A 22,426-nucleotide genomic window follows, 5' to 3' on the forward strand; every position below is an offset into this window, starting at 1 on the left:
CAGGCGTCATTTTCCTGTGCAATCGGCCCGCGCCGCCTAGATTGCTTGGCATGACACGTGAACCCGTCCTTACCTTCACCGAAAACGGCATCTATTGCCCTGCAGGTGACTTTTACATCGACCCTTGGCGCCCCGTTGACCGGGCGTTGATCACCCATGGTCATGCCGACCATGCCCGCGACGGCATGGGCCGTTACCTTGCCACCCACGCGGCCCTGCCAGTGATGCGCCACCGCTTGGGCGAGATCGCCATCGAGGGCATCGCCTATGGCGAGAGGCGGCAGATCGGCGGGGCCACGGTCTCCTTCCACCCGGCGGGCCATGTGCCCGGCAGCGCGCAGATCAGGGTTGAGGTCGGCGGAGAGGTCTGGGTCGCGTCGGGCGATTACAAGGTGATCGACGACGGCATGTCAGAACCCTTTGAGCCGGTCCAGTGCCACCATTTCATTACTGAGAGTACCTTTGGCTTGCCGGTCTTTCGCTGGGCACCGCAGGCCGAGGTGGCAGCGCAGATCAACGACTGGTGGGCGGGTTGCAAGGCGGCGGGCAAGACCGCTTTCCTCGGGGCCTATTCGCTGGGCAAGGCGCAGCGGCTCCTGTCGATGCTGGATCCCGCAATCGGACCGATCCTGACCCATACTGCGGTGGAAAATACCAATGCGGTGCTGCGCGCACAGGGCATCACCCTGCCCGAGACCACGCTTGTGACGCCCGAGTTGGTGCCAAAGGAGCATCCCGGCGCGTTGGTGCTGGCGCCGCCCTCGGCCTTGGGCAGCCAATGGGCGCGGCGCTTTGGACCGCAGGAGAGCGCCTTTGCCTCGGGCTGGATGGCGCTGCGCGGGGTGCGCAGACGGCGCGCAGGGGATCGGGGGTTTGTCATCTCGGACCATGCGGATTGGCATGGGCTGCTTTGGGCGATCCGTGAGACTGGGGCGGAAAACATATATGTAACGCATGGTTACACCGATATCTTCACGCGTTACCTGAACGATCAAGGCTGGAACGCGCAGGTTGTTCCGACCCAGTTCGACAGCGAGGGAGGCGACAACGAATGAAGAATTTCGCCGCTCTTTTCAACGCCGTCGACCAGACCACCAAAACCACGGTCAAAGTCGCCGCCTTGGCCGAATATTTCACCACCGCGGCCGAAGAGGACCGTCTTTGGACCGTGGCGCTTTTCTCGGGCCGCCGCCCGAAACGCGCCGTCACCACGACCAAGCTCCGCGAATGGGCCTCAGAGGCGTCCGGTGTGCCGCTGTGGCTATTCGAAGACAGCTACGCCATCGTCGGCGATCTGGCCGAGACCATCTCGCTGGTCCTCCCCCCGGTAGAGAGCGAGGACACCGGCACGCTGACCGCATGGATCAACGCCCTGCGCGGGCTGAAAGACGAAGACGACGCGGCGCGCAAGGCATTCGTCCTTTCGGCCTGGCAACAACTCGGCAGCACCGAGCGGTTCCTGTTCAACAAGCTCATCACCGGCGGTTTTCGCATCGGCATCAGTCAAAAGCTGATGACCCGCGCCCTGTCGCGCGCCAGTGGCCGTCCCGAGCCGGAAATGGCGCACCGCTTGATGGGCAACTGGCACCCCGATGACGTGACGTGGCACAGCCTGATCGAGGCCGAAGACGCCAGCGCCGACGCCTCGCGCCCCTACCCTTTCTACCTCGCTTATGCGCTGGAGGATGGGCCGGAAGCGCTCGGCACCCCCGAAGACTGGCGCGCGGAATGGAAATGGGACGGCATCCGCGGGCAGCTTATCCTGCGCGATAGCGACTACTTCGTCTGGTCACGCGGCGAAGAACTGATGACCGACCGGTTCCCCGAACTCGCCCGCGCTGCCGACCACCTGCCGCCGGGCACGGTGCTTGATGGCGAATTGCTCGTCTGGCAGCCGGGGGCGGAATTTCCCTCATCCTTCAACGCGCTGCAAGCCCGCATCGGACGCAAGACCGTGCCGAAAAAGCTGCTGAAAGAAGCCCCGGTGGTGCTGCACGCTTACGACCTGCTGGAATGGCAGGGCGAGGACATCCGCGACCGCCCCTTTGCCGAGCGGCGCGCGCTGCTGGAACAGGCCGCCGCCGATCTGCCCGTAGACGCGCCCGTGCGCCTCTCGCCGCAACACCAGTTCACCGAGTGGGCTGAATTGGCCGTCCTGCGCGAGACCGCCCGTGAGGCGCAGGCTGAAGGCTTGATGCTGAAACGGGCCGACAGCCCGTATCTCTCGGGCCGCAAAAAAGGCGACTGGTGGAAATGGAAGCTCGACCCGCTGACCATCGACGCGGTGATGATCTATGCACAATCGGGCTCGGGCCGCCGCGCGAACCTTTTTACCGACTTCACCTTCGCGGTCTGGAACGGCAATGATCTGGTCCCCTTCACCAAGGCCTATTCCGGCCTCACAGACGCCGAATTCCGCCAGATCACCGCGTGGGTGCGCAAGAACACGCAGCAACGCTTTGGCCCCGTGCGGCAGGTCACGCCGCACCATGTATTCGAGATCGCCTTTGAAGGCATCCAACCCAGCCCCCGCCATAAATCCGGCGTCGCCCTGCGATTTCCGCGCATGCTGCGCTGGCGCAAGGACAAGCCATTGCAAGAGGCCAACACCCTCGACGATCTGAAAGAAATGCTCCGCATCTACGGATAGGTTGTTCCGGCCCGCCCGGAGGCATAGATGTGACGAAACGCAAATGAGGTACACCGATGTTTCAGCTTCCCTTCCCGCTTCACGATGCCAACGCCAGCGCCGGGGGCAAAAACCTCGGCGATCTGCCGGAATGGGATCTGAGCGACCTTTACACCGCCGAAGACGCGCCCGAACTGAAGCGCGACCTCGACTGGCTAGAGGAAGCCTGCGCGCGTTTTGCTACTGACTACCAAGGTAATCTGGCCGCGCTCGACGCCAAAGGGCTGCTCGACTGTGTGCTGCGCAACGAAAAGATCAATCAGGTCGCGGGGCGCATCATGTCCTACGCGGGCCTGCGCTATTACCAGCAGACGACGGACTCAGGCCGGGCCAAATTCATGTCCGACTGCCAAGAGAAAATCACCGATTACACCACGCCGCTGGTCTTTTTCACGCTGGAACTGAACAAACTGCCCGACGATCACCTTGCCAAGCTCTTGGACGAAAACCCGGATCTGGCACGCTACAAACCCGTCTTCGACCGTATCCGCGCCATGAAGCCCTATCAACTGTCGGATGAGATGGAGAAATTTCTGCACGACCTCGGCGTCGTCGGCGATGCTTGGGAACGGATGTTCGATGAGACCATCGCCGGCCTGGAGTTCGAAGTCGAGGGCGAAACGCTCAACATCGAAGGCACGCTGAACCTCTTGACCGACCCCGACCGCAGCAAGCGCGAAGCGGGCGCGCGTGAATTGGCTGACGTGCTGGGCCGCAACATCCGCACCTTCGCCCGCGTCCATAACACGCAGGTGAAAGAGAAAGAGGTCATCGACCGCTGGCGCGGCATGGAGACACCGCAGACCGGGCGGCATCTCCGCAACCATGTCGAGCCCGAGGTCGTCGAAGCGCTGCGCAACGCTGTGGTCGAAGCCTATCCGAAGCTGAGCCACCGCTACTATGAGCTGAAGCGCAAGTGGCTCGGCCTTGATGTGATGCAGGTCTGGGACCGCAACGCGCCGCTGCCGATGGAAGACCCCAAGGTGGTCGACTGGGCGCAGGCCGAAGCGACCGTGATGGAAGCCTATACCGCCTTTGATCCGCGCATGGGCGAGTTGGCCAAGCCGTTCTTCACCAAGGGCTGGATCGACGCCGGCGTGAAACCGGGCAAAGCGCCGGGCGCCTTTGCGCATCCCACCGTAACGGACGTGCACCCCTATGTGATGCTGAACTACCTCGGCAAACCGCGCGACGTGATGACGCTGGCGCATGAGTTGGGCCATGGCGTGCACCAAGTGCTGGCCGCCGATCAGGGCGAGATGCTGTCCTCGACCCCGCTGACATTGGCCGAAACGGCCTCGGTCTTTGGTGAGATGCTGACCTTCCGCAAAATGCTCGACAAGGCCAAGACGCAGTCAGAGCGTAAGGTGCTGCTGGCTGGCAAGGTCGAGGACATGATCAACACGGTCGTGCGCCAGATCGCCTTTTATGATTTCGAGTGCAAATTGCACGAAGCGCGCCGCGGCGGGGAGCTTACGCCCGACGACATCAACGCGCTGTGGATGAGCGTTCAGGCCGAGAGCCTTGGGCCAGCATTCGAGTATATGGACGGCTATGAGACCTTCTGGGCCTATATCCCGCATTTCGTGCATTCGCCCTTCTACGTCTATGCCTATGCCTTTGGCGACGGGCTGGTAAACGCGCTCTACGCGGTCTACGCCGAGGGCGAGGACGGCTTTGAAGAGAAGTATTTCGACATGTTGAAAGCAGGCGGATCGAAGCACCACAAGGAGCTTCTGGCCCCCTTCGGGCTTGATGCCTCTGACCCCGCCTTCTGGGACAAAGGACTGTCGATGATCTCTGACATGATCGACGAATTGGAGGCGATGGAGGACTGATGTCCCTCGCCGAGCGCATGAAGGACAGGTTCGCGCCGTTCTTTGCTTGGGTCCAAAGGCGGGTCCCGCCCGGGTTCAGGTTTGCGCTCGGCCTGCTGCTGATCTGCGGCGGCATCCTTGGGTTCTTGCCGATCCTCGGCTTTTGGATGCTACCGCTTGGTTTCATGGTGGCGGCGATGGATGTGCGGTTGTATCGGCGCTGGCGCTCTCTTCGGCGTCGGCGCAGGGCAATGCGCCCCTAACCTCACTTCAACTGGCTGTCTTTCGACCCGCGCCGGTTTATCCCGCCGCGCATCTGCGCCTTCCCGTCCCGGTCGCGCACGCAATCAATGCAAAGTTTCACCCCCGGCAGAGCAATGCGTCGTGCTTCGGGGATAGGCTCTTCGCATTCCGCGCAATGGGTCAGGCTCTCACCCACCGGCGCGCGGCGGGCTTTCAGCCGTGCCAATTCGTCCGATATGGATGCTTCGATCTGTTCGCTTACCGCGCCATCACGCGCCCATCCGCCTGCCATGTCACACCCTCCTGTTGCTATGCTCATCATTGATATGGGGCCCGCGGGCCGCTTGTCACGGACCTGCGGCCACATCTATGCCAAGCCCTCGCTGCCCTCATCAGAGTGTAACAAATGGGGGGCCTGCGCGAATATACAAGGTTCACAGGCCGCGCCGAAGCGCCGGAGGATAATTACGCGAAACGCGACCGTACCGCCTGCCCAACAAAAAAACACCCCCATAAGGGGGTGCAGTTGCTAGGCATTGGGCTGTGAGTCAAGCAGCACGCAGGGTCGTATCTCCTTCATTTTGACGATTGATCAGGACGGACAGGGTAACGGCACTTTGGATAAGCCGTTGGCGAAGCTCTTGGCGCTGCCCCGCGGGGCGCAGTGGCACGTTGGTGCGCAGGTACACGGTCTGCGGCATGGCGCGCGGATGGTGCGTATAGGTCACCTCGACCACCGCCTCCACCCTGCCAAAGTCGCGGTCATGGTGGACACTGTGGAAACACGTGCTGCAAATGTTTAGAACAGCGGGAAATTCATCGGAAGGATGACAGACGGTAACGGGTTCATAGCCGCGCCTACGGCGGATAATGTCACCTGCGCTGAGGGATGCGATGGGGCCGGATGTTTCTGGCGCGATGGAGCGGCTTTGCATGTCTAATCCTCTTTCTACTCGTCTGTTCGTTAGTCTTCCCCTTCTGTGGGCTGTTGCGTTCCCTCGGGAGGTTCCGCTGTTTGCCCAACCTGTATACATGTTGTCCGATCCAATTGTGGCAAGAATGTGGCAACAACTTGCCGACAAAGGGGCAATCGTATAATTCGACAATCTTTTTTCACATGCTCTATGCGAATGCAGCGCCTAACCCACCTTTTCGACGTCTAGGAGCCACCTTTCCTGAAGCCGATTCTCGATTGCCTCAGGAAAGTGAGCGCGCACCAAGGCGATGGCGTCAGCCGCCGCCAGACCGCACCCTATTAGCAACCATGCCGCAATAACTCCGCTACGGCCCGCCCCGTATTGGCACGACAGGGCCACCGTCTCCCCAGCCGCCAGCGCCTGCTCAAAACCGGCCCGACGTTCCGGCCATTGCGTCAGGAAAGCGTCGCCGGGCACATTGAAATCTTGGATCGCCGCGAAAGAAAGCGTCAGGCCAAGGGGTTGAGAAACCTCTGAAATCAAAGGAAACGCCCCCTTGGGAAGTTCTGCTTCCTCAGTCAGGATGAGCAATTGGCGCGCGCCGGTCGCACGCAACCCTTCCAAGGTTTCGACCATTTGATGCGGATCGAGATAGGCAGAGCCATCGACATGGGTCAACAGCCCCGGAAAGCCGGTCATCGCCAGATGCCCCCCGCGCGGGGTCGGGATGACGGCGCGTATCGAGGTCGCTTCGGGATCGAAAAAAGGCAGATTGCCAGACATAACAGCATCCATAAAATTTGAGTAAGCGCAGCGACACCTGTATACATGTTAATCAGGCAAGATGTGAACAGACCGAAGGACGCCGGGCGATGCTCAACCAAGTCAAATCCAGCGCAGCGATTGCTGACACGCTCCGGGCGGATATCTGCCTGAATCGCGACATCGCGGATGGAATGTTGCACGAGGTGGCCTTAGCGCAGCGATTTGGCGTCTCCCGCACGCCGATCCGACAAGCGCTGCAACGGTTGGCCTATGAACGGATGATCGCCGTTAAATCCGGTGTCGGCTCTGTCGTGACGCCCTTGGAGGAGTCGATGCGCGCTGACGATATCTGCGCAGCAGCCGCGATTATTGAGGCCGCAGCCAAATGTGCCCCCTCTAGCCCTGCGCCGCCAACGCAATTCATGTCGCTGGCCGGGCTTTTGGGGATGATGGACATCAGCCAGCTGGACCAAGCCGAGGCGTTTTTCGAGATACGCGCCCAGCTTTTGAATGCCTTATCCGAGATGATCGAGAATCCGATCCTCAGTGATGCTTTTCGCGCGGCCTATTGGCGTCTGATCAGGTGGTCCCTGCGGGATTTCGAGACCCAGCCACAGGCCCAGATTGCGCATCTGCGTGAGGTGCTGCAAACCGCGGCCCGCGCGATGAAGAGCGGCACCCTTGCCGTCTGCTTTGAACAGATTGCGGAAATCGAAGGTAGGCTTGCCCGCCCAAGCCAGACGTGAAAAAGCCCCGCTCCTGCGAGCGGGGCCATCTATGTTAAGCTGGCCGAGAATTAGCTGGCCGCCATCATGCCTTTTTCTTTCGCCAAGTCGCGCATCCGCTTCTGCAACTTTTCAAAAGCACGCACTTCGATTTGGCGAATACGTTCGCGGCTGACATCATATTGCGACGACAGGTCTTCCAAAGTGACCGTTTCATCCGACAGGCGGCGTTGGGTCAGAATGTCCTTTTCACGGTCGTTCAGCACATCCAAGGCTTCGGCCAACATCTCACGCCGAGTTTCCAACTCGTCACGTTCGGCATAGTCACCCGCTTGGTCGGCGTCTTCGTCCTCCAACCAATCTTGCCACTGCATCGTGCCTTCGCCTTCGGACCCGACGGTGGCGTTGAGCGAGGCATCCCCACCCGACATCCGCCGGTTCATCGAAACGACTTCAGCTTCAGTCACGCCCAGTTGGGTCGCAATCTCTGTCACGTTTTCGGGGCGCAGATCGCCTTCTTCCAAGGCACCGATCTTGTTCTTTGCCTTACGCAGGTTGAAAAACAGCTTTTTCTGACCAGAAGTCGTGCCAAGTTTCACCAGCGACCACGACCGCAGGATATACTCCTGAATTGAAGCACGGATCCACCACATCGCGTAGGTCGCAAGGCGGAAGCCCTTCTCCGGATCGAAACGTTTGACCGCCTGCATAAGGCCGACATTCGCCTCCGAGATCACCTCGGACTGCGGCAGCCCATAGCCCCGGTAGCCCATCGCGATTTTCGCAGCAAGACGCAGGTGCGACGTGACCATGCGGTGCGCGGCTTCGGTATCTTGTTCCTCGACCCAACGTTTGGCCAGCATGTATTCTTCCTCAGGCTCCAACAGTGGGAACTTGCGGATCTCTTGCATATAGCGGTTCAGCCCGCCTTCCGGTGTCGGTGCGGGCAGATTTGCATAATTTGCCATGTCTTGTCCCTTTCCCCAGTTTGATCGGGGCCTATGTTATTTCGCTTAACATGCAATATGGGCGGCCCCCTTCGTGCTTTCAAGACAGAAGCCTTCACGCTTTTGTTCATGATTGCACAGCTTCTGTGAACAGAACGTAATCAATCCTAGGGCGGTTCCCTGAGGTGGCGGGGTCACGCCGACGGGTCGACAGGCCCCTCACGCAGCAGTTGGAGCAGCGCTGCCATATCCGGCGGGAGGGGGGCTTCAAAACGCAGGTTTTCGCCGGTCACTGGGTGCTCAAACCCCAAAACAGCCGCGTGGAGTGCCTGACGCGGGAAGGCGCGGATGGCCTCGGCGGTGGCCTCAGGCAAGGCCGCTTTGGCCAGCTTGCGCCGCCCGCCATAGGTCGCATCCCCCACCAAACCGTGGCCTGCGTGAGACATATGCACGCGGATCTGGTGCGTGCGCCCCGTTTCCAGCCAGCATTCCAGCAGCGCCAGAACGGGTGGCGTGCCAAAACGTTCAACCGTGCGGGCCCGGGTTACGGCGTGGCGGCCGCCTTGGAACAGCACCGCCTGCCGCTGGCGGTCGGTCTTGTGCCGCGCCAGTTGGGTGGTCATACGCAGGATGTTTCCCGCCTCAAAGGATGCGCCCTTAACACCGCGCAGACGCGGGTCATTGGCATCCGGCACACCGTAGACAAGCGTTTGATAATACCGCTCAACCGTATGTTTTTCGAACTGCGCCGCCAGCCCGTGATGCGCCGCGTCGGATTTGGCGACAACCAGCAGTCCCGTGGTGTCCTTGTCAATCCGGTGCACGATGCCGGGCCGCTTCATCCCGCCCACGCCCGAGAGATCATCGCCACAGTGTGCTAACAATGCGTTTACCAGCGTGCCGGAAGGCGAGCCCGGGGCGGGATGGACCACCATGCCCGCTGGTTTGTCAATCACGATCAGGTCGTCATCTTCGAACACCACCGACAGGGGTATGTCTTCGGGCAGGATGTGGCTCTCTGCCGCTTCTTCGACCGTGATCTGCACTACCTGCCCTTCGGCCACTTTGGCGCGGGGGTCTTGGACTTTGACACCGTCCAGCGTCACGGCCCCGTCGGCGATCAACCGGCCCAATCGCGTGCGCGACAGGTTCGCTTCCTCTGGCACATCGCGGGCCAGCGCCTTATCAAGACGGGCGGGCGGGCTATCGCCCAGAATGAAATCAATGCGGCGGTGAGACATGGACACGGACAACCCTGATGAACCGGCGAACCTGCGGTTTCTGCGGCGGATGGTGACGGTCTTGACCGTCGTGATGATTGGCGGGGTTCTAGTGCTGATCTTCGTGCTTGTCACCCGCCTGAGCGATCAAGGCCCGACCATGCCGCGCAGCATCACCCTGCCCGATGGCAGCAGCGCCCAAGCATTTACGCAAGGGCGCGGCTGGTATGCGGTGGTGACGGATGCGGATGAGATCCTGATCTTTGACCAGTTGACCGGCGAATTGCGCCAGACGGTAGCGATCGAATAATCAGCCGCGGATCGTTTTGGCGAAGGTCGAATAGATCGGCTCGTTCGAGCAGATAATCTCGCCGTGCTGCAGGATATTGCGCTCAGGACGGATCGCCTCGACAAGGCCACCGGCCTCTTTGACGATCAACATGCCTGCGGCCACGTCCCACGGCTTCAAACGACGTTCCCAAAACCCATCGTAGCGGCCCGAAGCGACGTAAGCCAGATCAAGCGAAGCCGCACCCCAGCGGCGCACACCGGCGCAAACGGGCAGAAGACGGCCCAGATCCTTCAGCGTTTCGGGAAGATCGGCACGGCCACCGAAAGGCAAGCCCGTGGCAAAGATCGATTCAATCATGCGGTGACGGCCCGACACGCGCAGGCGGCTTTCGTTCATCCAAGCGCCAGTGCCTTTTTCGGCAAAGAACATCTCATCCTTGGCAGGGTCGAAAACCACACCAGCGACGATCTCACCCTTATGCTCCAACGCGATGGAGACGGCCCAATGCGGCAGGCCGTGCAAGAAGTTGGTCGTGCCATCCAGCGGGTCGACGATCCAACGGCGCGTTGGGTCTTGGCCCTCTTCCTCGCCGCCCTCTTCGGCCAGCCAGCCGTAGGTCGGGCGCGCGCCCATCAGGTCGTCTTTGATGATCTTCTCGGCGCCAATGTCGGCTTTGGTCACGAAATCGCCCGCGCCTTTGACCGAGACCTGAAGGTTCTCGACCTCGCGGAAATCCTTGACCAATGCACGCCCCGCTTTGCGTGCCGCTTTGATCATGATGTTAAGATTCGCACTGCCGATCATTGTTCGCGCCCTTTGATGGATAAGGCGGGACGTATAGGGCGCAAGAGCGCAATTGCCAAGGGGGCAGAAACCTAGGCCGCTGGGGCATTCTTACGCAGCGTGCGGGTTGTTTTAAAAGCACAAGGTGACACCTTGGACCCAAAGCAATCAGCCCGAAGGAAATCCCATGTCTGACCAGATGAAAAAAATCGTCCTCGCCAGCCGCCCAGACGGTGCGCCAACGCCTGAAAACTTCCGCCTAGAAAGCGCGAATATGCCCCAGCCGGGCGACGGGGAAATATTGGTCGAAGTGCACTACATGTCGCTTGATCCCTATATGCGGGGCCGCATGGATGATGCGAAATCTTATGCGCAGCCGGTGCCTATTGGCGGGCTCATGGAGGGCGGCAGCGTCGGCAAGGTGATCGCCTCCAATGATCCGAGCTTTAACGTTGGCGATTTTGCCTTTGGCGCCTTTGGCTGGGCGACCCACGGCGTTGCCCCGGCCAAGCAGTGCCAAAAGGTCGACGCCGAAGCCGTGCCGATCACCGCCTCGCTTGGTGTGCTGGGGATGCCCGGATTGACCGGTTGGTACGGGCTGAACGAAATCGGCCAGCCGAAAGAGGGTGAGACGCTTGTCGTCGCGGCCGCCACGGGGCCTGTCGGGTCGATGGTGGGGCAGTTGGCCAAGGCCAAAGGGCTGCGCACCGTCGGCATCGCGGGCGGGGCCGAGAAATGTAAGATCGCCACGCGCGACTTCGGCTTTGACGTCTGCCTTGATCACCGCGCCTATGACGACGCCAAATCCCTGCGCGCCGCGCTGAAAGAGGCCGCGCCGGATGGCATTGATATCTATTACGAAAACGTCGGTGGCAAAGTGCTTGATGCAGTACTGCCGCTGATGAACCCGCATGGCCGTATCCCGCTCTGCGGCATGATCGCGTGGTATAACGCAGGCGGGCTTGGTGCCGACGCCGAGGGCGCTGGCCTCACCGCGCCGCGGCTGTGGCGGACAATTTTGGTGAATTTCCTCACCGTGCGCGGCTTCATCATCTCGAACCACTGGAACCGCATGCCCGAGTTTCACCGCGAGGTGGCCCCGATGGTCGCGGATGGACGTGTGAAGGTGAAAGAGGACATCACCGAGGGGCTGGAGAATGCGCCGCAGGCGTTCATCGACATGCTGAATGGCGGCAACACTGGCAAGGCAATCGTTAAGCCCACATTTCCCAAGTAAGGCGCTGATTTCGCTGTCCTGACCATTATATTTCCTATATAAAACATGGTGTTGAAGGCTGCGAGGGGCGCGTTTCATGGATCACCCAGAGGGTGCGGGCTTGCAACGGGCAGATCGGGTGGATTTCGACCCTCGCGTGCGGCTGGAATTTCGCGGCACGCAGCTCAGTTCCGACGGCGGCCTTCTGGTGATGCGCGAGCTTGATGACGCGCTCGGGTTGTCCGATTTGGCGTCAGCGGCGCTGCGCGATACTCGCTCTGGCAAGAACACGGTCCATCGGCTCGACGGCCTGTTCCGGCAATCAGTCTTTGGGCGGCTGGCCGGATACGAGGATGTCAACGACGCCAACCGTCTCGCCTGCGATCCGGTCATGCGCCAAGTTGTCGGCGGCAGAGCGGTCGATGCACAAGCGGCCTCGGCATCGCAGATGGGACGGTTCGAGACCGAGACGCTGGCTCTGGCCGGGAACCGTGCCGCGCTGGCCGACCTGAACGGGCAATGGATCGACCGGTTCCATGACCGTAACGGGCTGAAGTACATCGTTCTGGACATGGACAGCTCGGTCAGCCCGACCCATGGCGACCAGGAAGGGTCCGCCTGGAATGGCCATTTCGACTGTAGCTGCTATCACCCCAACTTTCTGTTCAACCAGTTCGGGATGCTGGAACGCTGCGCCCTGCGCCATGGCAACGTCCACAGCGCCGATGGCTGGCGTGATGTTCTCGACCCCGTCATTGCGCGCTACGCGGAGCGCGACCTTGGTGGCAGGTTCTTCCGGGCCGATGCTGCCTACGCGATCCCGGCGATCTATGAGCGATTGGAAGAAGCGCGGTTCTTCTACGCCATCCGGCTGCCCGCAAACGCGGTCCTCAAGGACAAGATCGCGCATCGGCTAACGCGCCCTGTCGGGCGGCCGTCACTGACCAAGGTCAAGCGGTTCTTCGAGGAATTCGAGTATCAGGCGGCGTCCTGGGACAAGGAACGCCGGGTGATCGCCAAGATCGAATGGCATCCGGGCGAACTGTTCCCGCGTGTCGGCTTCATCGTCACCAACCTGCCGATGGAGCCGGACTGGGTGGTGCGGTTCTACAACCAGCGCGGCACCGCCGAGCAGCACATCAAAGAGGGCAAATACGCCTTTCGCTGGACGCGGCTGTCGTGCCGGAAGTTCCGCGACAATGAGGTGCGGCTGCAACTGCACGCCCTGGCGTACAACCTGGCCACCTTCTTGCGCTGCATCGAGCTGCCCGAAGCCATGGCCGACTGGTCGTTGACCAGCCTGCAACTGAAGCTGATCAAGATCGGGGCACGTGTGGTCCGTCACGCCCGCACCATCACCTTCCAGCTGGCCGAGGTCGCTGTCACCGGCACGATGGTACGCGCCATCCTCGCCGCTATCCGCCGATTGCGAGCGCCACCGCTATGCGCATGATCGCGATCCACGCTCAAACTGAACGAAAGCGGCTGGACAGATCTGTCCGCTGCGCTGAAAAACGCCGCCCCTGGGCAAGGAAACAGCGGCTTCGCGGTCTGATCCGTCCAGATCCAGCAGTCTGCGCGACCGCAGGTGCCGCTTGCGGCAGAAAATCCTTGTCTAGCGATCGGATACAGGCGATCTTCACCTCAAACGACACGCCACCTGGGGAATGCAGGTTAAGGTGAAGTAAGCCTTGCGCCTACCTTTGGCCCGGAATCAAGCCGCAGGCGCCGGGCCATCGCCTGCCCGTCCCCCGGGTAGGCGATTTGATGAGGCGAGGTGCTGCCCCTCAGAACGCCGCCTAGGCCCGCTGCAACTTCCGCGCCTCTTGCCCGGCCAGTTTCAACAACTCATCCATAAACGGTTTGCCCAGATCATCCTTGCGCACCGCCGCATAAAGCCGCCGCGTTATACCCTGCGCCGTCAAAGGCCGCGTGACGTAATCCGACGAATATTTCACCTCGCGCACCACCCAGTCCGGCAGGACCGACACCCCGCGATTGGACGCCACCAATAGCAAGATCACCGCCGTTAGCTCGACCTGTCGGATCGCTGCAGGCTCGACCTTGGCGGGGATCAACAACTGGCTGAACACATCCAGTCGCGTCCGTTCCACCGGGTAGGTAATGAGCGTCTCACCACGAAAATCAGCCGCCTCCACAAAGGGTCTCTCGGCCAGAGGGTGGCTTTGCGACGCCACGAAAACCGGATTGTAATCAAAGAGTTCGACAAACTCGACCCCCGGCAGTTCTTCGGGATCCGATGACACCACCAGATCAACCTCTTCGCGCAGCAGAGCGGGCAGCGCGTCAAATGCCAGACCGGGGCGGATATCGACATCAACATCCTGCCAATGCCGCCGGAACTGCTCCAACACCGGGAAAAGCCACTCGAAACAAGCGTGGCATTCAATGGCAATATGCATCCGCCCCGTGCTGCCTGCCCGCAGCCCCGAGAATTCATCTTGCAAAGCTTCGACCTGCGGCAAAACCTGCTGCGCCAGCTTCAAAAGTCTCTGCCCGGCGGGCGAGAGCTTCAACGGTTTTGAGCGCCGGACAAACAACTCAACCCCGGCCTGATCCTCCAACCCCTTCACCTGATGACTTAACGCCGATTGCGTGATATTCATCTGATCCGCCGCGCGGGCCAGCCCGCCCGCCTCGTGAATGGCCTTGATTGTGCGCAGGTGACGGAACTCAATGTGCATGTGAGGCATTACTCATGTTCAAGATGAATGTTATGAGTTTGTCTCACAAGGCTAGATGTGAGACAAGACGTGAAACCGCCAAAAGGATCTCTCAATGACCACGCCTGCCGTTTCCTTCGAAGTCTTCCCGCCCCGCACCGTTGGCGCGGCGTTCAAACTGTGGGATGCAGCTCAGGCGCTGGCCCCACTGGCGCCGCGTTTCTTCTCGGTCACCTATGGCGCGGGTGGCACGACCCGGGATCTGACCCATGATTCGGCCCATGTGCTGCACCGTACCTCCGGTCTGCCTGTCGCCGGGCACCTGACCTGCGTGGGGGCCAGCCGCGCGGAAACCATGGAAGTCGCCGATAAATTCGCCGAAGCGGGCATCAAAGACATCGTCGCCCTGCGCGGCGATCCGCAGGCGGGCACCGACAAGTTCGAGCCGCATCCAGACGGTTTTGCCGATAGCTGCGAGTTGATCGAGGCGCTGGCGAAAACCGGCAAATTCACCATCCGAGTGGGCGCCTACCCCGACCCGCACCCCGAAGCGGCCGACCAGCAGGCCAATATCGATTGGCTGAAACGCAAGTTCGACGCGGGCGCGGACGAGGCCTTGACCCAGTTCTTCTTTGAAGCCGATACCTTTCTGCGCTTCCGCGACGCCTGCGTCAAAGCGGGCATCGACAAGCCGATCACGCCGGGCATCCTGCCAGTGGTCAACTGGACCTCAGCCCGCAAGTTCGCCGTCAAATGTGGTACGCCCATCCCGGAATGGGTCGACCAAGCCTATGAAGCGGCGATCCGCGATGACCGTCATGACCTGCTGGCCCAAGCCATGTGCACCGAACTGTGCAGCGAATTGATCGACGAGGGCGTGGACGCACTGCATTTCTACACGCTCAACCGCGCCGAACTGACCCGCGATGTTTGCCGCGCCATCGGTGTGACGCCGCAGGTTGATCTGTCGGACGTCGCGTAAACTTGGCACCTCGGGCGCAGGGGCTTGCCCCTGCCCCGCTCGGGCGTATCCTCCGGCGAAATTCATCTGCCGGAGAAGACCATGCCCCGCATCGCCCAAAGCCCTGCTGACCTTTTGTCCCAATCCGAGGCCCTGAAACTGTCGGGGCTGGAGTTCATGCAGGCCATCCTCGACGGCACCAACCCCGGCCCGCCCATTGGCCAAACCATGGGCTATGCACTGCATTCGGTCGAAGAGGGCCGCATCATCTTTCGCGGCGCGCCGAGCTTCGCCATGACCAACCCGATGGGCACGGTGCATGGCGGCTGGTACGGCACGCTGCTCGATTCGGCGATGGCCTGCGCAGTGATGACGAAAGTGCCGCGCGGCTCGGTCTATACCACTTTGGAATACAAGATTAATATCCTGCGGGGCCTGCCCTTGGGGATGGAGATCGACTGCATCGGGGTGACCGATCACGTGGGCCGCTCCACCGGCGTGGCGCATGGTGAAATACGCGGGGTCGAGGATGGCAAACTTTATGCCACCGGCTCAACCACCTGCATCGTGATGAAGCTGGGCTAACCCCAATCACAAAACAACCCCGGCGTGGACGGCGCCACGCCAAGGTCAAAACTCTTTCGGCAAAGAGTTAACCGTTCAGATCAGTCCCAAAAACCTTCGTCAACGCCGGGCAGCGCTTCCAGTTCTTCTTCGCTCAGACGGGTAACATAGGCATAGGTTTGGTCGTCGACGGCCACGAGGTTCACGTCGGGCGTAGAAATCATGACATGTTTGTCACCGATATCAAGGAAACCACCGACTTCGGCCACGATACCGACCATTTGGCCATTTTTGGACAGAACGATGTCTTCGATCTCACCGATCTCGTTCCAGTCGGTGCCGATTTCGGAATATGCCGTGTTGGGGCTCCATTCATCGCTGGCTTCGTTGATGGTGTAAATCTCTCCGCCTGTGATATCCCGCGAGCGGATCAGATCGCGGCGCATCTCGTTCATCGCCACACTGTCGAGGTTGGAATGGTCGACCATATGGGCCTCTGCGAAAGCGGCGGTGCCTGCGATTGTCAAGGCAAGGGTGCTGGCTGTGAGCGTTTTCCTGTCTCTCTCCTCTTTCGTTAATTGCTGTGGTTACAACGAAAGCTGAGGGTGAACGTTCCAGAAAAGGCTTAGATTCTATGGGTTAGCGTGGAAACGCTGGTGCGGCACTGCGCGGCCAGCCCTCGCGGAAAGGCGCTAGTCTCACTGGAAAGAGTGGCCGATGCACGAAAAGTGGGGGGGGGATGGTACCACCTCCTGGTCTCGAACCAGGGACCTCTTGATCCACAATCAAGCGCTCTAACCAACTGAGCTAAGGCGGCACTGGGGCGGATTTAGCGCCCGTGGCAGAGGAATGCAAGACCTCAGGGACAGAAGAATGGTCGGTTTTCGGCAGAATTTTCACGTCTTCCCGACCATCGCCTTTTCCGGGGGAAACTTCGGTGGCTGGCCACTGGTTCTTGCGCCCCTGCCCCTACACCGCGCCTTGTTCAGCCCTTTCGGCTCAGAGGTGTGCCAAAAAACGGCATCAGAGCCCACCACGTGCCGCATAGAGGGTCAGCGTTTCCCGCACGCATCCGCACCATGCCGAATCCCGGTCGCCACAGTCCCGCAACACCGCAAGATCCCTTGCCTTTTCCGCCACTCCGCGCTAGCGATAAGCCCCACCAAACCGGAGGCTCCCATGGGCATCGACACCGAACGCGACATTGAAGCAAACCTGCAAATCGGCCCGACCGACAAAGGCATGGTCCGCCTTTTTGTCGAAGGGGACGGCGTTGAAATTCCGATGGATTTCACGCCCGAGGAAGCCCGCGAAATCGCCGAAGAAATCATGGCCGCAGCGAACCGCGCGGGCAAAAAGGGGCGTTAAGCCCCCTTGAGGGACAGGCAGCCCGCAGGGCATTGCGTTCTTCCAGCGCTCTGCCAAGGCACTACTTTCGAAGCAAAAACTGCGCTCAGCCCCACTATCAAGACCAGTTCGGCGCCATATCTGGATCGCGCAGCCGGTGCAGGCGCCGGGCGGCATGGGTCGCGAACTTTTGCACCATCACCTTGCGCCGGGCGGGCGCAAGCTTGGTCTCGTCGCTCATTCGCACAATCTCGGCCCCATAGGCGTCACCGATGATAAGGCCGCTTTCCTCCGGCAGCAGCTCTACCGGAAAATCACTGTCGACGGCCCAAAAGAACCGGTCCGCCCATTCCAAATAGCCCTCCCATTTTGCGTCGCCCATGAAATCGGCGCGGCAGGATTTACATTCGACGATCCAAATCTCCCCCTTCGGGCCAAGTGCCATCACGTCCACCCGCAGGCCGCGCGTTGGCACCAGTTCCTCAACAGAGGCGAAACCCAGATCGGCCAAATGCCGCATCACCCCCCGCGCCAGAAGCTGACCGGGTTGGAACTGTCGTATCTCGTTTTCCATCATAGCGACAAATATGAACATTTGGTGAACATTCGCAAGGGCCCACACCGGAAAGTTTGGTATTTCCCCCACAACCCCCTATCTTCAAACAAGCAAAGCGAGGGGGGCCCATGGCACAACGCGAACCGATGAGTGAGACACAGGCGCGCGGGGTGCGCTATGCCCGTGAATTAGAGGGCCATTTGACATGGCTCGACACATTCTCTGGCACGGCGCTTGGTGTCCTCGCCGTGGCCTCGGGCATCTACACCTACCTTGGCGTTTCCTCACTGCTCGACGACAATGGCGCCATGTCGGCCTTTGCCGCGATCGCCTATTCCGTGGCGGTTTCGGTCGGTATCTTCGTCTTTTGGTCCTATCTGCTGCGGCTCTTCCCTGCAGTGCGCACGACACGGGCGCGGATGGGGCTTTTGGGGGCCATGGGTCTCGGCTCCGTGGCGATCATCGCGATGTCGAGTTGGCTGAACGCCGCGGCGCTGGCCGGGTCGGCGGCGGTCGAACAGCATCTGGCCGAGACGGTGCAAGACTACCAAGGCGCGCTGGAGCGCACCCATGAAATCGCTCTTTCCGCTCAAGGGCTTGAGCGTGACGTGGCGCGGGTCAGACAGAGCTTCGAGGACCTGAGCGAACAAGAGGCCGCAGGCAGTCTTTCGGGCCTTGCTGGGCGCGGCGCGGTGTTCCGTGTCCTGCGGCAGAAATCGGCGGAATTGGCAGGGCTGGAGGCGCAGATCGCCACGCAGACCCCGCTGGTGAATGACGCCTTTGCAGAGGGCAACCAAATCCTCAGCCGGATGCGCGCGCTGACGGTAGAACCCGGCCCGGTCCAAGCACGCTCGGTCGAGTTTTCCGAACAGGCCGTGCGCCTTGCCGGTTTGATAACCCGTTTGCGGCAACTTTCGGTCGCACCACTGGTTGAACGCGCGGCACAGGATCTGGCGGCCTCCGTCGTGCTGCCGGAACTGGACGGCAGCAACGAAGAACAGCGCGGCGCGCAGGGCGCCACGATCACCTCGGTTCTGGAAGTGCTGGCCCAACGCGCCGCCACGCTGGAGCGCGCCGCGCAAGACGTGCAGGCCATGCCGCCCGCCGCCGACACGACCTATACGCCGATCTCCAGCGCCGATGCGGTGATCCTCTATGCGCGCAACTTCGTGCCCTCTTGGGCCGGTGCGATTGCGATTGACCTATTGCCCGCCGTGCTGGTGATGATACTCGCCATTACCCAAGGCGCGATCCGCTCTGGCCGCGAGGGGGCCGCGGTCGAAGACACGCTGACCCTTGCCGAGCTGCGCGCAGCACTGGCCGCCGTGCGCGATGTCGATGTGGCGATGCAAGAAAGCCCCGCCCACAGACGCCCCGCCGCAGAAGCCGCCCCCTCGACCGATGAGGGCGCACGCGAAGACGCCCCCGGCCATGTCACGCCGATAAAAAGCACATGAGCGAGGAGACTTCGGAAAAACTAGAAGGCACTCGCCGCCCGCCCATCGTGGGGCGGGTGCTGATCGGCGTGCTGATCTTTCAACTGGGCCTCGCGGTGCTGCTGTTCTGGGGCGATTTGGGCGAAGGGCTGCGCCTGCCCGGCTTTGGCCCGCGCGCACCGGAACTGACCGAACCCATCCGCCCCGGCGACCAGACCCGCCGCTTTCGCCCCGAACGCGCGCCAAATCCCGGCCAGCCGATGCCCGATACCGCCCTGCCCGACCGGCTGATCCTGACGCCTGTCTCTGGCGGTCGCGCCGCATTGCTGGAAGGCACCATCGAAGCAGGCGATGCAGAGCGGATCACCAAGCAACTGGCCGAGCTTTCCCCCGCGCCTGAGGAAATCTATCTCAACTCCCCCGGCGGGTCGGTCCGCGATGCACTGGAACTGGGCCGCTACCTGCGCCGCGAAGGGTTTGACACCGCGCTGCGGGACGGCGACATCTGCTATTCCGCCTGCCCCTACCTGCTGGCCGCAGGCGAGGCACGCACGGTCCCCGACAGCGCCTCGGTCGGGGTGCATCAGCACTACTTTGGCGAAAGCACGATCCTGCCCGCCTTTGTCGCCGTTGAGGATATCCAACGCGGCCAAGGAGAGGTGATGCGCTATCTGGATGACATGGGGGTAGACCCGCTGGTGATGCAGCATGCGCTGGTCACCCCGCCCGATGAAATCTACGTGCTGCTGCCGGAAGAGTTACGCCGCTATGGCTTTATCCCTTCTGAGGACTGAGCGGAGCGCAGAAGTTTTGCAAATCCACCTTCGCCCCCTTGCCGCAGCCCCCCATGGACCCTACATCGAGGGTCGACGGGTTCTGCCCTGTTCGTGAACGTTACATTCCAGTGGCCTTAAGCAAATCCGAGGGAGCTGGCTCTGTCCGAGCCCTGGTTCGGTTACCTGGCGCCCACCTGTACATACAGGTCCTCGGGAATATAAAACAGCAGCGGCAGGCGCGGTTCCCGTCACTTTTCCCAAGATTATGATGTGGTTGATGGCCCCTCGGGGCCACTTTCCCTCGCGCTTAAAACGCTTCGGGGCGGGCCTCTCGCGCCATGTGGTCAAGCACGGCGTTCACAAAGCTCGGCTCGCGTCCATCGGGGAAGAACGAATGGGCCACGTCGACGTATTCCTTGATCACCACACGCGGCGGCGTATCGTCATGCCGGAGCTCGGCACCCGCGGCGCGGAACAGCGCGCGCAGGGTAGGGTCGATCCGGGCGATGGCCCATTTAGCTACGATTGCACGGTTGGCCATCTGGTCGATCGGTGCCTGATAGTTCACCGCATCTTCAAGCACGCGAGAGAAGTGATCGACATCCCCCTCCTGCATTTCGTCACCCTCATAGACGGCGCCGAAACGGTGGTCGATGAACTCGTGACGCACGACATCGACCGTCTGCGCGGAATGTTCCATCTGGAACAGCGCCTGCACGGCATAGAGCCGCGAGGCCGACTTCATCTTACGTTTCTGATTGCCCGAAAGCGCGTTGCTGGTCATGCGAGGTTTGATCCATCCGTGTCGCCGGCCATCAAAGTGTCCTGCCCGAATGGCTTGAACCCGATGCCCTTGCTCTGGCGGCCCCATTTACGAGCGAGTGCGATAAGATGCAAGGCCGCAGCCGCCGCACCACCGCCTTTGTTTTGCCCCTCGGGGTCGGCGCGGACTTCGGCCTGCTTCTTGTTCTCGACCGTCAGAATGCCATTGCCGATGCAAAGCCCTTGCAGACCAAGCAGTTGCAAGGCACGGCTGCTGTCGTTGCAGACGGTTTCATAATGCGTCGTCTCGCCACGGATCACGCAGCCAAGCGCGACATAGCCGTCAAAATTGCTGCCTCGGTCGGAAATGCCGATGGCGGTGGGAATCTCCAACGCGCCGGGCATCTCGATAACCTCATAGGTCGCACCGGCGGCCTCAAGCTCGGCCTTGGCGCCGGTCAGCATGCCGTTCGCAATGTCCGAATAATAGGGCGAAACGACGATCAGCAGCTTCACCGGTTCGTCAAAGCTGGGGCGCGGCAGGATGGTGTGTTCTTCGGCGGAAGCCATGGCGATTACTCCGTGGTGATGGGCCGGGTGCCCACGATTTCCAGCGCATAGGCATCAAGGCCCAGATAGCGCGTGTCGGGATTGTCGGTCAGCAGGACCAACTCATGCAGCCCCATCGACGACAGGATCTGCGCGCCCAGCCCGGTGCGTTTGATCGTGCGCGGGCGCTCATCGTCTTCTGCATCCAGCCGCAGACGCGGGTAAGGGTCGCGGAACAGCACCACGGCCCCCCGCCCTTCATCGGCGATGATCTGCATCGCGCGGGGCAATTCATCCGCCGGGCTGGGGCCAAGGCCCAGAATGTCTTCCAGCGCGTTGATCGCATGGGTCCGGATCAGCACCGGCTCGGGGGTTGAGATATCGCCCTTGGTCAGCACCACATGGTCGGTCCCGGTGATCTGATCGGAGAACACCCGCATCTGCCACTCGCCGCCATAGGCCGAGGTGACGGTGCGGCTGTCCCGCTCAACCAGCAGGTTGTCGTGTTTGTGGCGATAGGTGATCAGATCGCTGATCGTGCCGATTTTGAGGCCATGTTCGGCCGCAAACGCCACCAGATCGGGCAGACGCGCCATTTCGCCATCGTCTTTCATGATCTCGCAGATCACGCCCGAAGGGTGCAGCCCGGCAAGTCGCGAAATATCCACCGCCGCTTCGGTATGCCCTGCCCGCACCAGCACGCCACCATCGCGGGCGCGTAGGGGGAAGACATGGCCGGGGGTGGCGATATCCGCCGAACCGGATTGTTCCGAGATCGCCACGGCCACGGTCAGCGCACGGTCGGCGGCAGAGATACCGGTGCTGACACCCTCCCGCGCTTCGATGCTGACGGTAAAGGCCGTCTCATGCCGGGAAGAGTTGTTCACCGCCATCATCGGCAGGCCAAGGTGATCGACCCGCTCCGCCGTCATCGGCAAGCAGATCAGCCCGCGCCCGTGGGTTGCCATGAAGTTGATCGCCGCAGCATCGGCAAACTGCGCCGGGATCACCAGATCGCCTTCGTTCTCGCGGTCCTCGTGGTCCACCAAAATGAACATACGGCCTTGGCGTGCGTCTTCGATGATCTCTTCGATGGGCGAGATCGCATCGCTCAGCCCTGTCTCGACCGGTCCGGGTGTGTCAAATTGCATCGGCTGTGTTCCATCTATCTGTTGCC

Annotated in this window: 25 protein-coding genes, 1 tRNA gene and 1 other RNA gene; 14 read left to right on the forward strand and 13 right to left on the reverse strand. The window is 61.3% G+C overall.

The genetic code is table 11. The annotated features are described in order from the left end of the window. Positions 1 to 50 precede the first annotated feature (50 nt). The 4 genes from T8A63_RS12225 to T8A63_RS12240 are packed head-to-tail and all read left to right on the forward strand — an operon-like array spanning position 51 to position 4,769. Positions 51 to 1,055 carry a ligase-associated DNA damage response exonuclease gene (locus T8A63_RS12225; protein WP_322343959.1) on the forward strand — a complete coding sequence of 335 codons (1,005 nt, stop codon included), beginning with the start codon at positions 51 to 53 and terminating at the stop codon, positions 1,053 to 1,055. Next, positions 1,052 to 2,650 (forward strand): ATP-dependent DNA ligase, encoded by a 1,599-nt coding sequence (locus T8A63_RS12230; RefSeq protein WP_322343960.1) that lies wholly within the window; start codon positions 1,052 to 1,054, stop codon positions 2,648 to 2,650. The genes T8A63_RS12225 and T8A63_RS12230 overlap by 4 nt, the downstream gene beginning before the upstream one ends. A 56-nt stretch (positions 2,651 to 2,706) precedes the next feature. Next, positions 2,707 to 4,527, forward strand: a complete 1,821-nt coding sequence (locus tag T8A63_RS12235) for a M3 family oligoendopeptidase (protein WP_322343961.1) — start codon at positions 2,707 to 2,709, stop codon at positions 4,525 to 4,527. After that, positions 4,527 to 4,769 (forward strand): hypothetical protein, encoded by a 243-nt coding sequence (locus tag T8A63_RS12240; protein ID WP_254693967.1) that lies wholly within the window; start codon positions 4,527 to 4,529, stop codon positions 4,767 to 4,769. The genes T8A63_RS12235 and T8A63_RS12240 overlap by 1 nt, the downstream gene beginning before the upstream one ends. A 2-nt stretch (positions 4,770 to 4,771) precedes the next feature. Here T8A63_RS12240 and T8A63_RS12245 read toward each other — a convergent pair whose 3' ends face one another. The 3 genes from T8A63_RS12245 to T8A63_RS12255 form a co-directional block, all read right to left on the reverse strand. Continuing rightward, complete coding sequence (locus T8A63_RS12245; RefSeq protein ID WP_067624494.1) at positions 4,772 to 5,041, reverse strand: DksA/TraR family C4-type zinc finger protein; 270 nt, start codon at positions 5,039 to 5,041, stop codon at positions 4,772 to 4,774. 256 nt (positions 5,042 to 5,297) lie between these two features. Continuing rightward, on the reverse strand, positions 5,298 to 5,684 hold the full coding sequence (locus T8A63_RS12250; protein ID WP_322343962.1) for a hypothetical protein: 387 nt from the start codon (positions 5,682 to 5,684) through the stop codon (positions 5,298 to 5,300). 204 nt (positions 5,685 to 5,888) lie between these two features. Further along, on the reverse strand, positions 5,889 to 6,449 hold the full coding sequence (locus T8A63_RS12255) for a hypothetical protein (RefSeq protein ID WP_322343963.1): 561 nt from the start codon (positions 6,447 to 6,449) through the stop codon (positions 5,889 to 5,891). A gap of 89 nt (positions 6,450 to 6,538) precedes the next feature. Here T8A63_RS12255 and T8A63_RS12260 point away from each other — a divergent pair, with 89 nt between their 5' ends. Then, positions 6,539 to 7,177, forward strand: coding sequence for a GntR family transcriptional regulator (locus tag T8A63_RS12260; RefSeq protein WP_322343964.1), 639 nt, complete (start codon positions 6,539 to 6,541; stop codon positions 7,175 to 7,177). 50 nt (positions 7,178 to 7,227) lie between these two features. On the opposite strand, the gene rpoH is transcribed toward T8A63_RS12260, so the two are convergent. Further along, a complete protein-coding gene (gene rpoH, locus T8A63_RS12265) occupies positions 7,228 to 8,124 on the reverse strand; it encodes an RNA polymerase sigma factor RpoH (protein ID WP_067624486.1) in 897 nt (298 codons plus the stop codon). A 173-nt stretch (positions 8,125 to 8,297) separates the two neighbouring features. After that, the gene (locus T8A63_RS12270; RefSeq protein ID WP_322345719.1) at positions 8,298 to 9,344 is read right to left on the reverse strand and encodes an RluA family pseudouridine synthase; all 1,047 of its coding nucleotides are present in this window, start codon (positions 9,342 to 9,344) and stop codon (positions 8,298 to 8,300) included. Between T8A63_RS12270 and T8A63_RS12275 the strand changes: the two genes are divergently transcribed. Next, positions 9,343 to 9,633, forward strand: coding sequence for a DUF6476 family protein (locus tag T8A63_RS12275; RefSeq protein ID WP_067936589.1), 291 nt, complete (start codon positions 9,343 to 9,345; stop codon positions 9,631 to 9,633). The two genes, T8A63_RS12270 and T8A63_RS12275, sit on opposite strands and share 2 nt — an antisense overlap. Here T8A63_RS12275 and T8A63_RS12280 read toward each other — a convergent pair whose 3' ends face one another. Beyond that, positions 9,634 to 10,419, reverse strand: a complete 786-nt coding sequence (locus tag T8A63_RS12280) for an inositol monophosphatase family protein (RefSeq protein WP_067624477.1) — start codon at positions 10,417 to 10,419, stop codon at positions 9,634 to 9,636. 166 nt (positions 10,420 to 10,585) lie between these two features. Here T8A63_RS12280 and T8A63_RS12285 point away from each other — a divergent pair, with 166 nt between their 5' ends. After that, complete coding sequence (locus tag T8A63_RS12285; RefSeq protein ID WP_322343965.1) at positions 10,586 to 11,635, forward strand: NADP-dependent oxidoreductase; 1,050 nt, start codon at positions 10,586 to 10,588, stop codon at positions 11,633 to 11,635. 76 nt (positions 11,636 to 11,711) lie between these two features. Beyond that, entirely contained in the window at positions 11,712 to 13,067 is a 1,356-nt protein-coding gene (locus T8A63_RS12290; RefSeq protein WP_006473457.1) for an IS1380-like element IS1247 family transposase, read from the forward strand. A 346-nt stretch (positions 13,068 to 13,413) separates the two neighbouring features. Here the strand turns inward: T8A63_RS12290 and T8A63_RS12295 are convergent, their stop codons facing one another. Continuing rightward, a complete protein-coding gene (locus tag T8A63_RS12295; RefSeq protein WP_067624470.1) occupies positions 13,414 to 14,319 on the reverse strand; it encodes a LysR family transcriptional regulator in 906 nt (301 codons plus the stop codon). Between the two features lie 94 nt (positions 14,320 to 14,413). Here T8A63_RS12295 and metF point away from each other — a divergent pair, with 94 nt between their 5' ends. Further along, positions 14,414 to 15,280, forward strand: coding sequence for a methylenetetrahydrofolate reductase [NAD(P)H] (metF, locus tag T8A63_RS12300; protein ID WP_067624467.1), 867 nt, complete (start codon positions 14,414 to 14,416; stop codon positions 15,278 to 15,280). Between the two features lie 81 nt (positions 15,281 to 15,361). Then, the gene (locus T8A63_RS12305) at positions 15,362 to 15,844 is read left to right on the forward strand and encodes a PaaI family thioesterase (protein WP_120350683.1); all 483 of its coding nucleotides are present in this window, start codon (positions 15,362 to 15,364) and stop codon (positions 15,842 to 15,844) included. 80 nt (positions 15,845 to 15,924) lie between these two features. Here T8A63_RS12305 and T8A63_RS12310 read toward each other — a convergent pair whose 3' ends face one another. Both T8A63_RS12310 and T8A63_RS12315 read right to left on the reverse strand, forming a co-directional pair. Then, on the reverse strand, positions 15,925 to 16,344 hold the full coding sequence (locus tag T8A63_RS12310) for a PRC-barrel domain-containing protein (protein ID WP_416153250.1): 420 nt from the start codon (positions 16,342 to 16,344) through the stop codon (positions 15,925 to 15,927). A 219-nt stretch (positions 16,345 to 16,563) separates the two neighbouring features. Next, positions 16,564 to 16,640 (reverse strand) — tRNA-His (locus T8A63_RS12315). Positions 16,641 to 17,002: 362 nt separating this feature from the next. Here T8A63_RS12315 and T8A63_RS12320 point away from each other — a divergent pair. Further along, the gene (locus tag T8A63_RS12320) at positions 17,003 to 17,191 is read left to right on the forward strand and encodes a DUF6324 family protein (RefSeq protein ID WP_067624462.1); all 189 of its coding nucleotides are present in this window, start codon (positions 17,003 to 17,005) and stop codon (positions 17,189 to 17,191) included. 97 nt (positions 17,192 to 17,288) lie between these two features. On the opposite strand, the gene T8A63_RS12325 is transcribed toward T8A63_RS12320, so the two are convergent. Continuing rightward, entirely contained in the window at positions 17,289 to 17,765 is a 477-nt protein-coding gene (locus T8A63_RS12325) for an MmcB family DNA repair protein (protein WP_300056513.1), read from the reverse strand. An 89-nt stretch (positions 17,766 to 17,854) separates the two neighbouring features. Here T8A63_RS12325 and T8A63_RS12330 point away from each other — a divergent pair, with 89 nt between their 5' ends. The 3 genes from T8A63_RS12330 (at position 17,855) to ssrS (ending at position 20,187) form a co-directional block, all read left to right on the forward strand. Next, a complete protein-coding gene (locus T8A63_RS12330) occupies positions 17,855 to 19,183 on the forward strand; it encodes a hypothetical protein (RefSeq protein WP_322343967.1) in 1,329 nt (442 codons plus the stop codon). Then, complete coding sequence (locus T8A63_RS12335; RefSeq protein WP_322343968.1) at positions 19,180 to 19,956, forward strand: hypothetical protein; 777 nt, start codon at positions 19,180 to 19,182, stop codon at positions 19,954 to 19,956. Before T8A63_RS12330 ends, T8A63_RS12335 begins: the two co-directional genes overlap by 4 nt. 76 nt (positions 19,957 to 20,032) lie before the next feature. Beyond that, positions 20,033 to 20,187, forward strand: a non-coding RNA gene (gene ssrS / locus T8A63_RS12340) — 6S RNA. 58 nt (positions 20,188 to 20,245) lie between these two features. On the opposite strand, the gene nusB is transcribed toward ssrS, so the two are convergent. From nusB to ribB, 3 genes are read right to left on the reverse strand one after another with little or no spacing between them, the layout of a single operon-like run. Next, positions 20,246 to 20,722, reverse strand: a complete 477-nt coding sequence (gene nusB / locus T8A63_RS12345) for a transcription antitermination factor NusB (RefSeq protein WP_322343969.1) — start codon at positions 20,720 to 20,722, stop codon at positions 20,246 to 20,248. After that, the gene (locus T8A63_RS12350) at positions 20,719 to 21,270 is read right to left on the reverse strand and encodes a 6,7-dimethyl-8-ribityllumazine synthase (RefSeq protein ID WP_300056505.1); all 552 of its coding nucleotides are present in this window, start codon (positions 21,268 to 21,270) and stop codon (positions 20,719 to 20,721) included. The genes nusB and T8A63_RS12350 overlap by 4 nt, the downstream gene beginning before the upstream one ends. A gap of 5 nt (positions 21,271 to 21,275) precedes the next feature. Then, positions 21,276 to 22,400 (reverse strand): 3,4-dihydroxy-2-butanone-4-phosphate synthase, encoded by a 1,125-nt coding sequence (gene ribB, locus T8A63_RS12355; protein WP_322343970.1) that lies wholly within the window; start codon positions 22,398 to 22,400, stop codon positions 21,276 to 21,278. Positions 22,401 to 22,426: the final 26 nt, after the last annotated feature.

It is taken from the genome of Sulfitobacter sp. OXR-159, from assembly GCF_034377145.1.
In the GTDB taxonomy this organism is placed as follows: Bacteria; Pseudomonadota; Alphaproteobacteria; order Rhodobacterales; family Rhodobacteraceae; genus Sulfitobacter.

Excerpts from the sequence above, each read along its gene's own strand:
- T8A63_RS12335 (WP_322343968.1), top strand. The coding sequence starts at position 19,180 with ATGAGCGAGGAGACTTCGGAAAAACTAGAAGGCACTCGCCGCCCGCCC.
- metF (WP_067624467.1), top strand. The coding sequence starts at position 14,414 with ATGACCACGCCTGCCGTTTCCTTCGAAGTCTTCCCGCCCCGCACCGTT.
- T8A63_RS12295 (WP_067624470.1), bottom strand. The coding sequence starts at position 14,319 with ATGCACATTGAGTTCCGTCACCTGCGCACAATCAAGGCCATTCACGAG.
- T8A63_RS12270 (WP_322345719.1), bottom strand. The coding sequence starts at position 9,344 with ATGTCTCACCGCCGCATTGATTTCATTCTGGGCGATAGCCCGCCCGCC.
- T8A63_RS12255 (WP_322343963.1), bottom strand. The coding sequence starts at position 6,449 with ATGTCTGGCAATCTGCCTTTTTTCGATCCCGAAGCGACCTCGATACGC.
- T8A63_RS12225 (WP_322343959.1), top strand. The coding sequence starts at position 51 with ATGACACGTGAACCCGTCCTTACCTTCACCGAAAACGGCATCTATTGC.
- T8A63_RS12325 (WP_300056513.1), bottom strand. The coding sequence starts at position 17,765 with ATGTTCATATTTGTCGCTATGATGGAAAACGAGATACGACAGTTCCAA.
- ribB (WP_322343970.1), bottom strand. The coding sequence starts at position 22,400 with ATGCAATTTGACACACCCGGACCGGTCGAGACAGGGCTGAGCGATGCG.
- T8A63_RS12250 (WP_322343962.1), bottom strand. The coding sequence starts at position 5,684 with ATGCAAAGCCGCTCCATCGCGCCAGAAACATCCGGCCCCATCGCATCC.
- T8A63_RS12350 (WP_300056505.1), bottom strand. The coding sequence starts at position 21,270 with ATGGCTTCCGCCGAAGAACACACCATCCTGCCGCGCCCCAGCTTTGAC.
- rpoH (WP_067624486.1), bottom strand. The coding sequence starts at position 8,124 with ATGGCAAATTATGCAAATCTGCCCGCACCGACACCGGAAGGCGGGCTG.
- T8A63_RS12290 (WP_006473457.1), top strand. The coding sequence starts at position 11,712 with ATGGATCACCCAGAGGGTGCGGGCTTGCAACGGGCAGATCGGGTGGAT.
- T8A63_RS12330 (WP_322343967.1), top strand. The coding sequence starts at position 17,855 with ATGGCACAACGCGAACCGATGAGTGAGACACAGGCGCGCGGGGTGCGC.
- T8A63_RS12305 (WP_120350683.1), top strand. The coding sequence starts at position 15,362 with ATGCCCCGCATCGCCCAAAGCCCTGCTGACCTTTTGTCCCAATCCGAG.
- nusB (WP_322343969.1), bottom strand. The coding sequence starts at position 20,722 with ATGACCAGCAACGCGCTTTCGGGCAATCAGAAACGTAAGATGAAGTCG.
- T8A63_RS12245 (WP_067624494.1), bottom strand. The coding sequence starts at position 5,041 with ATGGCAGGCGGATGGGCGCGTGATGGCGCGGTAAGCGAACAGATCGAA.
- T8A63_RS12235 (WP_322343961.1), top strand. The coding sequence starts at position 2,707 with ATGTTTCAGCTTCCCTTCCCGCTTCACGATGCCAACGCCAGCGCCGGG.
- T8A63_RS12260 (WP_322343964.1), top strand. The coding sequence starts at position 6,539 with ATGCTCAACCAAGTCAAATCCAGCGCAGCGATTGCTGACACGCTCCGG.
- T8A63_RS12230 (WP_322343960.1), top strand. The coding sequence starts at position 1,052 with ATGAAGAATTTCGCCGCTCTTTTCAACGCCGTCGACCAGACCACCAAA.
- T8A63_RS12240 (WP_254693967.1), top strand. The coding sequence starts at position 4,527 with ATGTCCCTCGCCGAGCGCATGAAGGACAGGTTCGCGCCGTTCTTTGCT.
- T8A63_RS12275 (WP_067936589.1), top strand. The coding sequence starts at position 9,343 with ATGGACACGGACAACCCTGATGAACCGGCGAACCTGCGGTTTCTGCGG.
- T8A63_RS12320 (WP_067624462.1), top strand. The coding sequence starts at position 17,003 with ATGGGCATCGACACCGAACGCGACATTGAAGCAAACCTGCAAATCGGC.
- T8A63_RS12280 (WP_067624477.1), bottom strand. The coding sequence starts at position 10,419 with ATGATCGGCAGTGCGAATCTTAACATCATGATCAAAGCGGCACGCAAA.
- T8A63_RS12285 (WP_322343965.1), top strand. The coding sequence starts at position 10,586 with ATGTCTGACCAGATGAAAAAAATCGTCCTCGCCAGCCGCCCAGACGGT.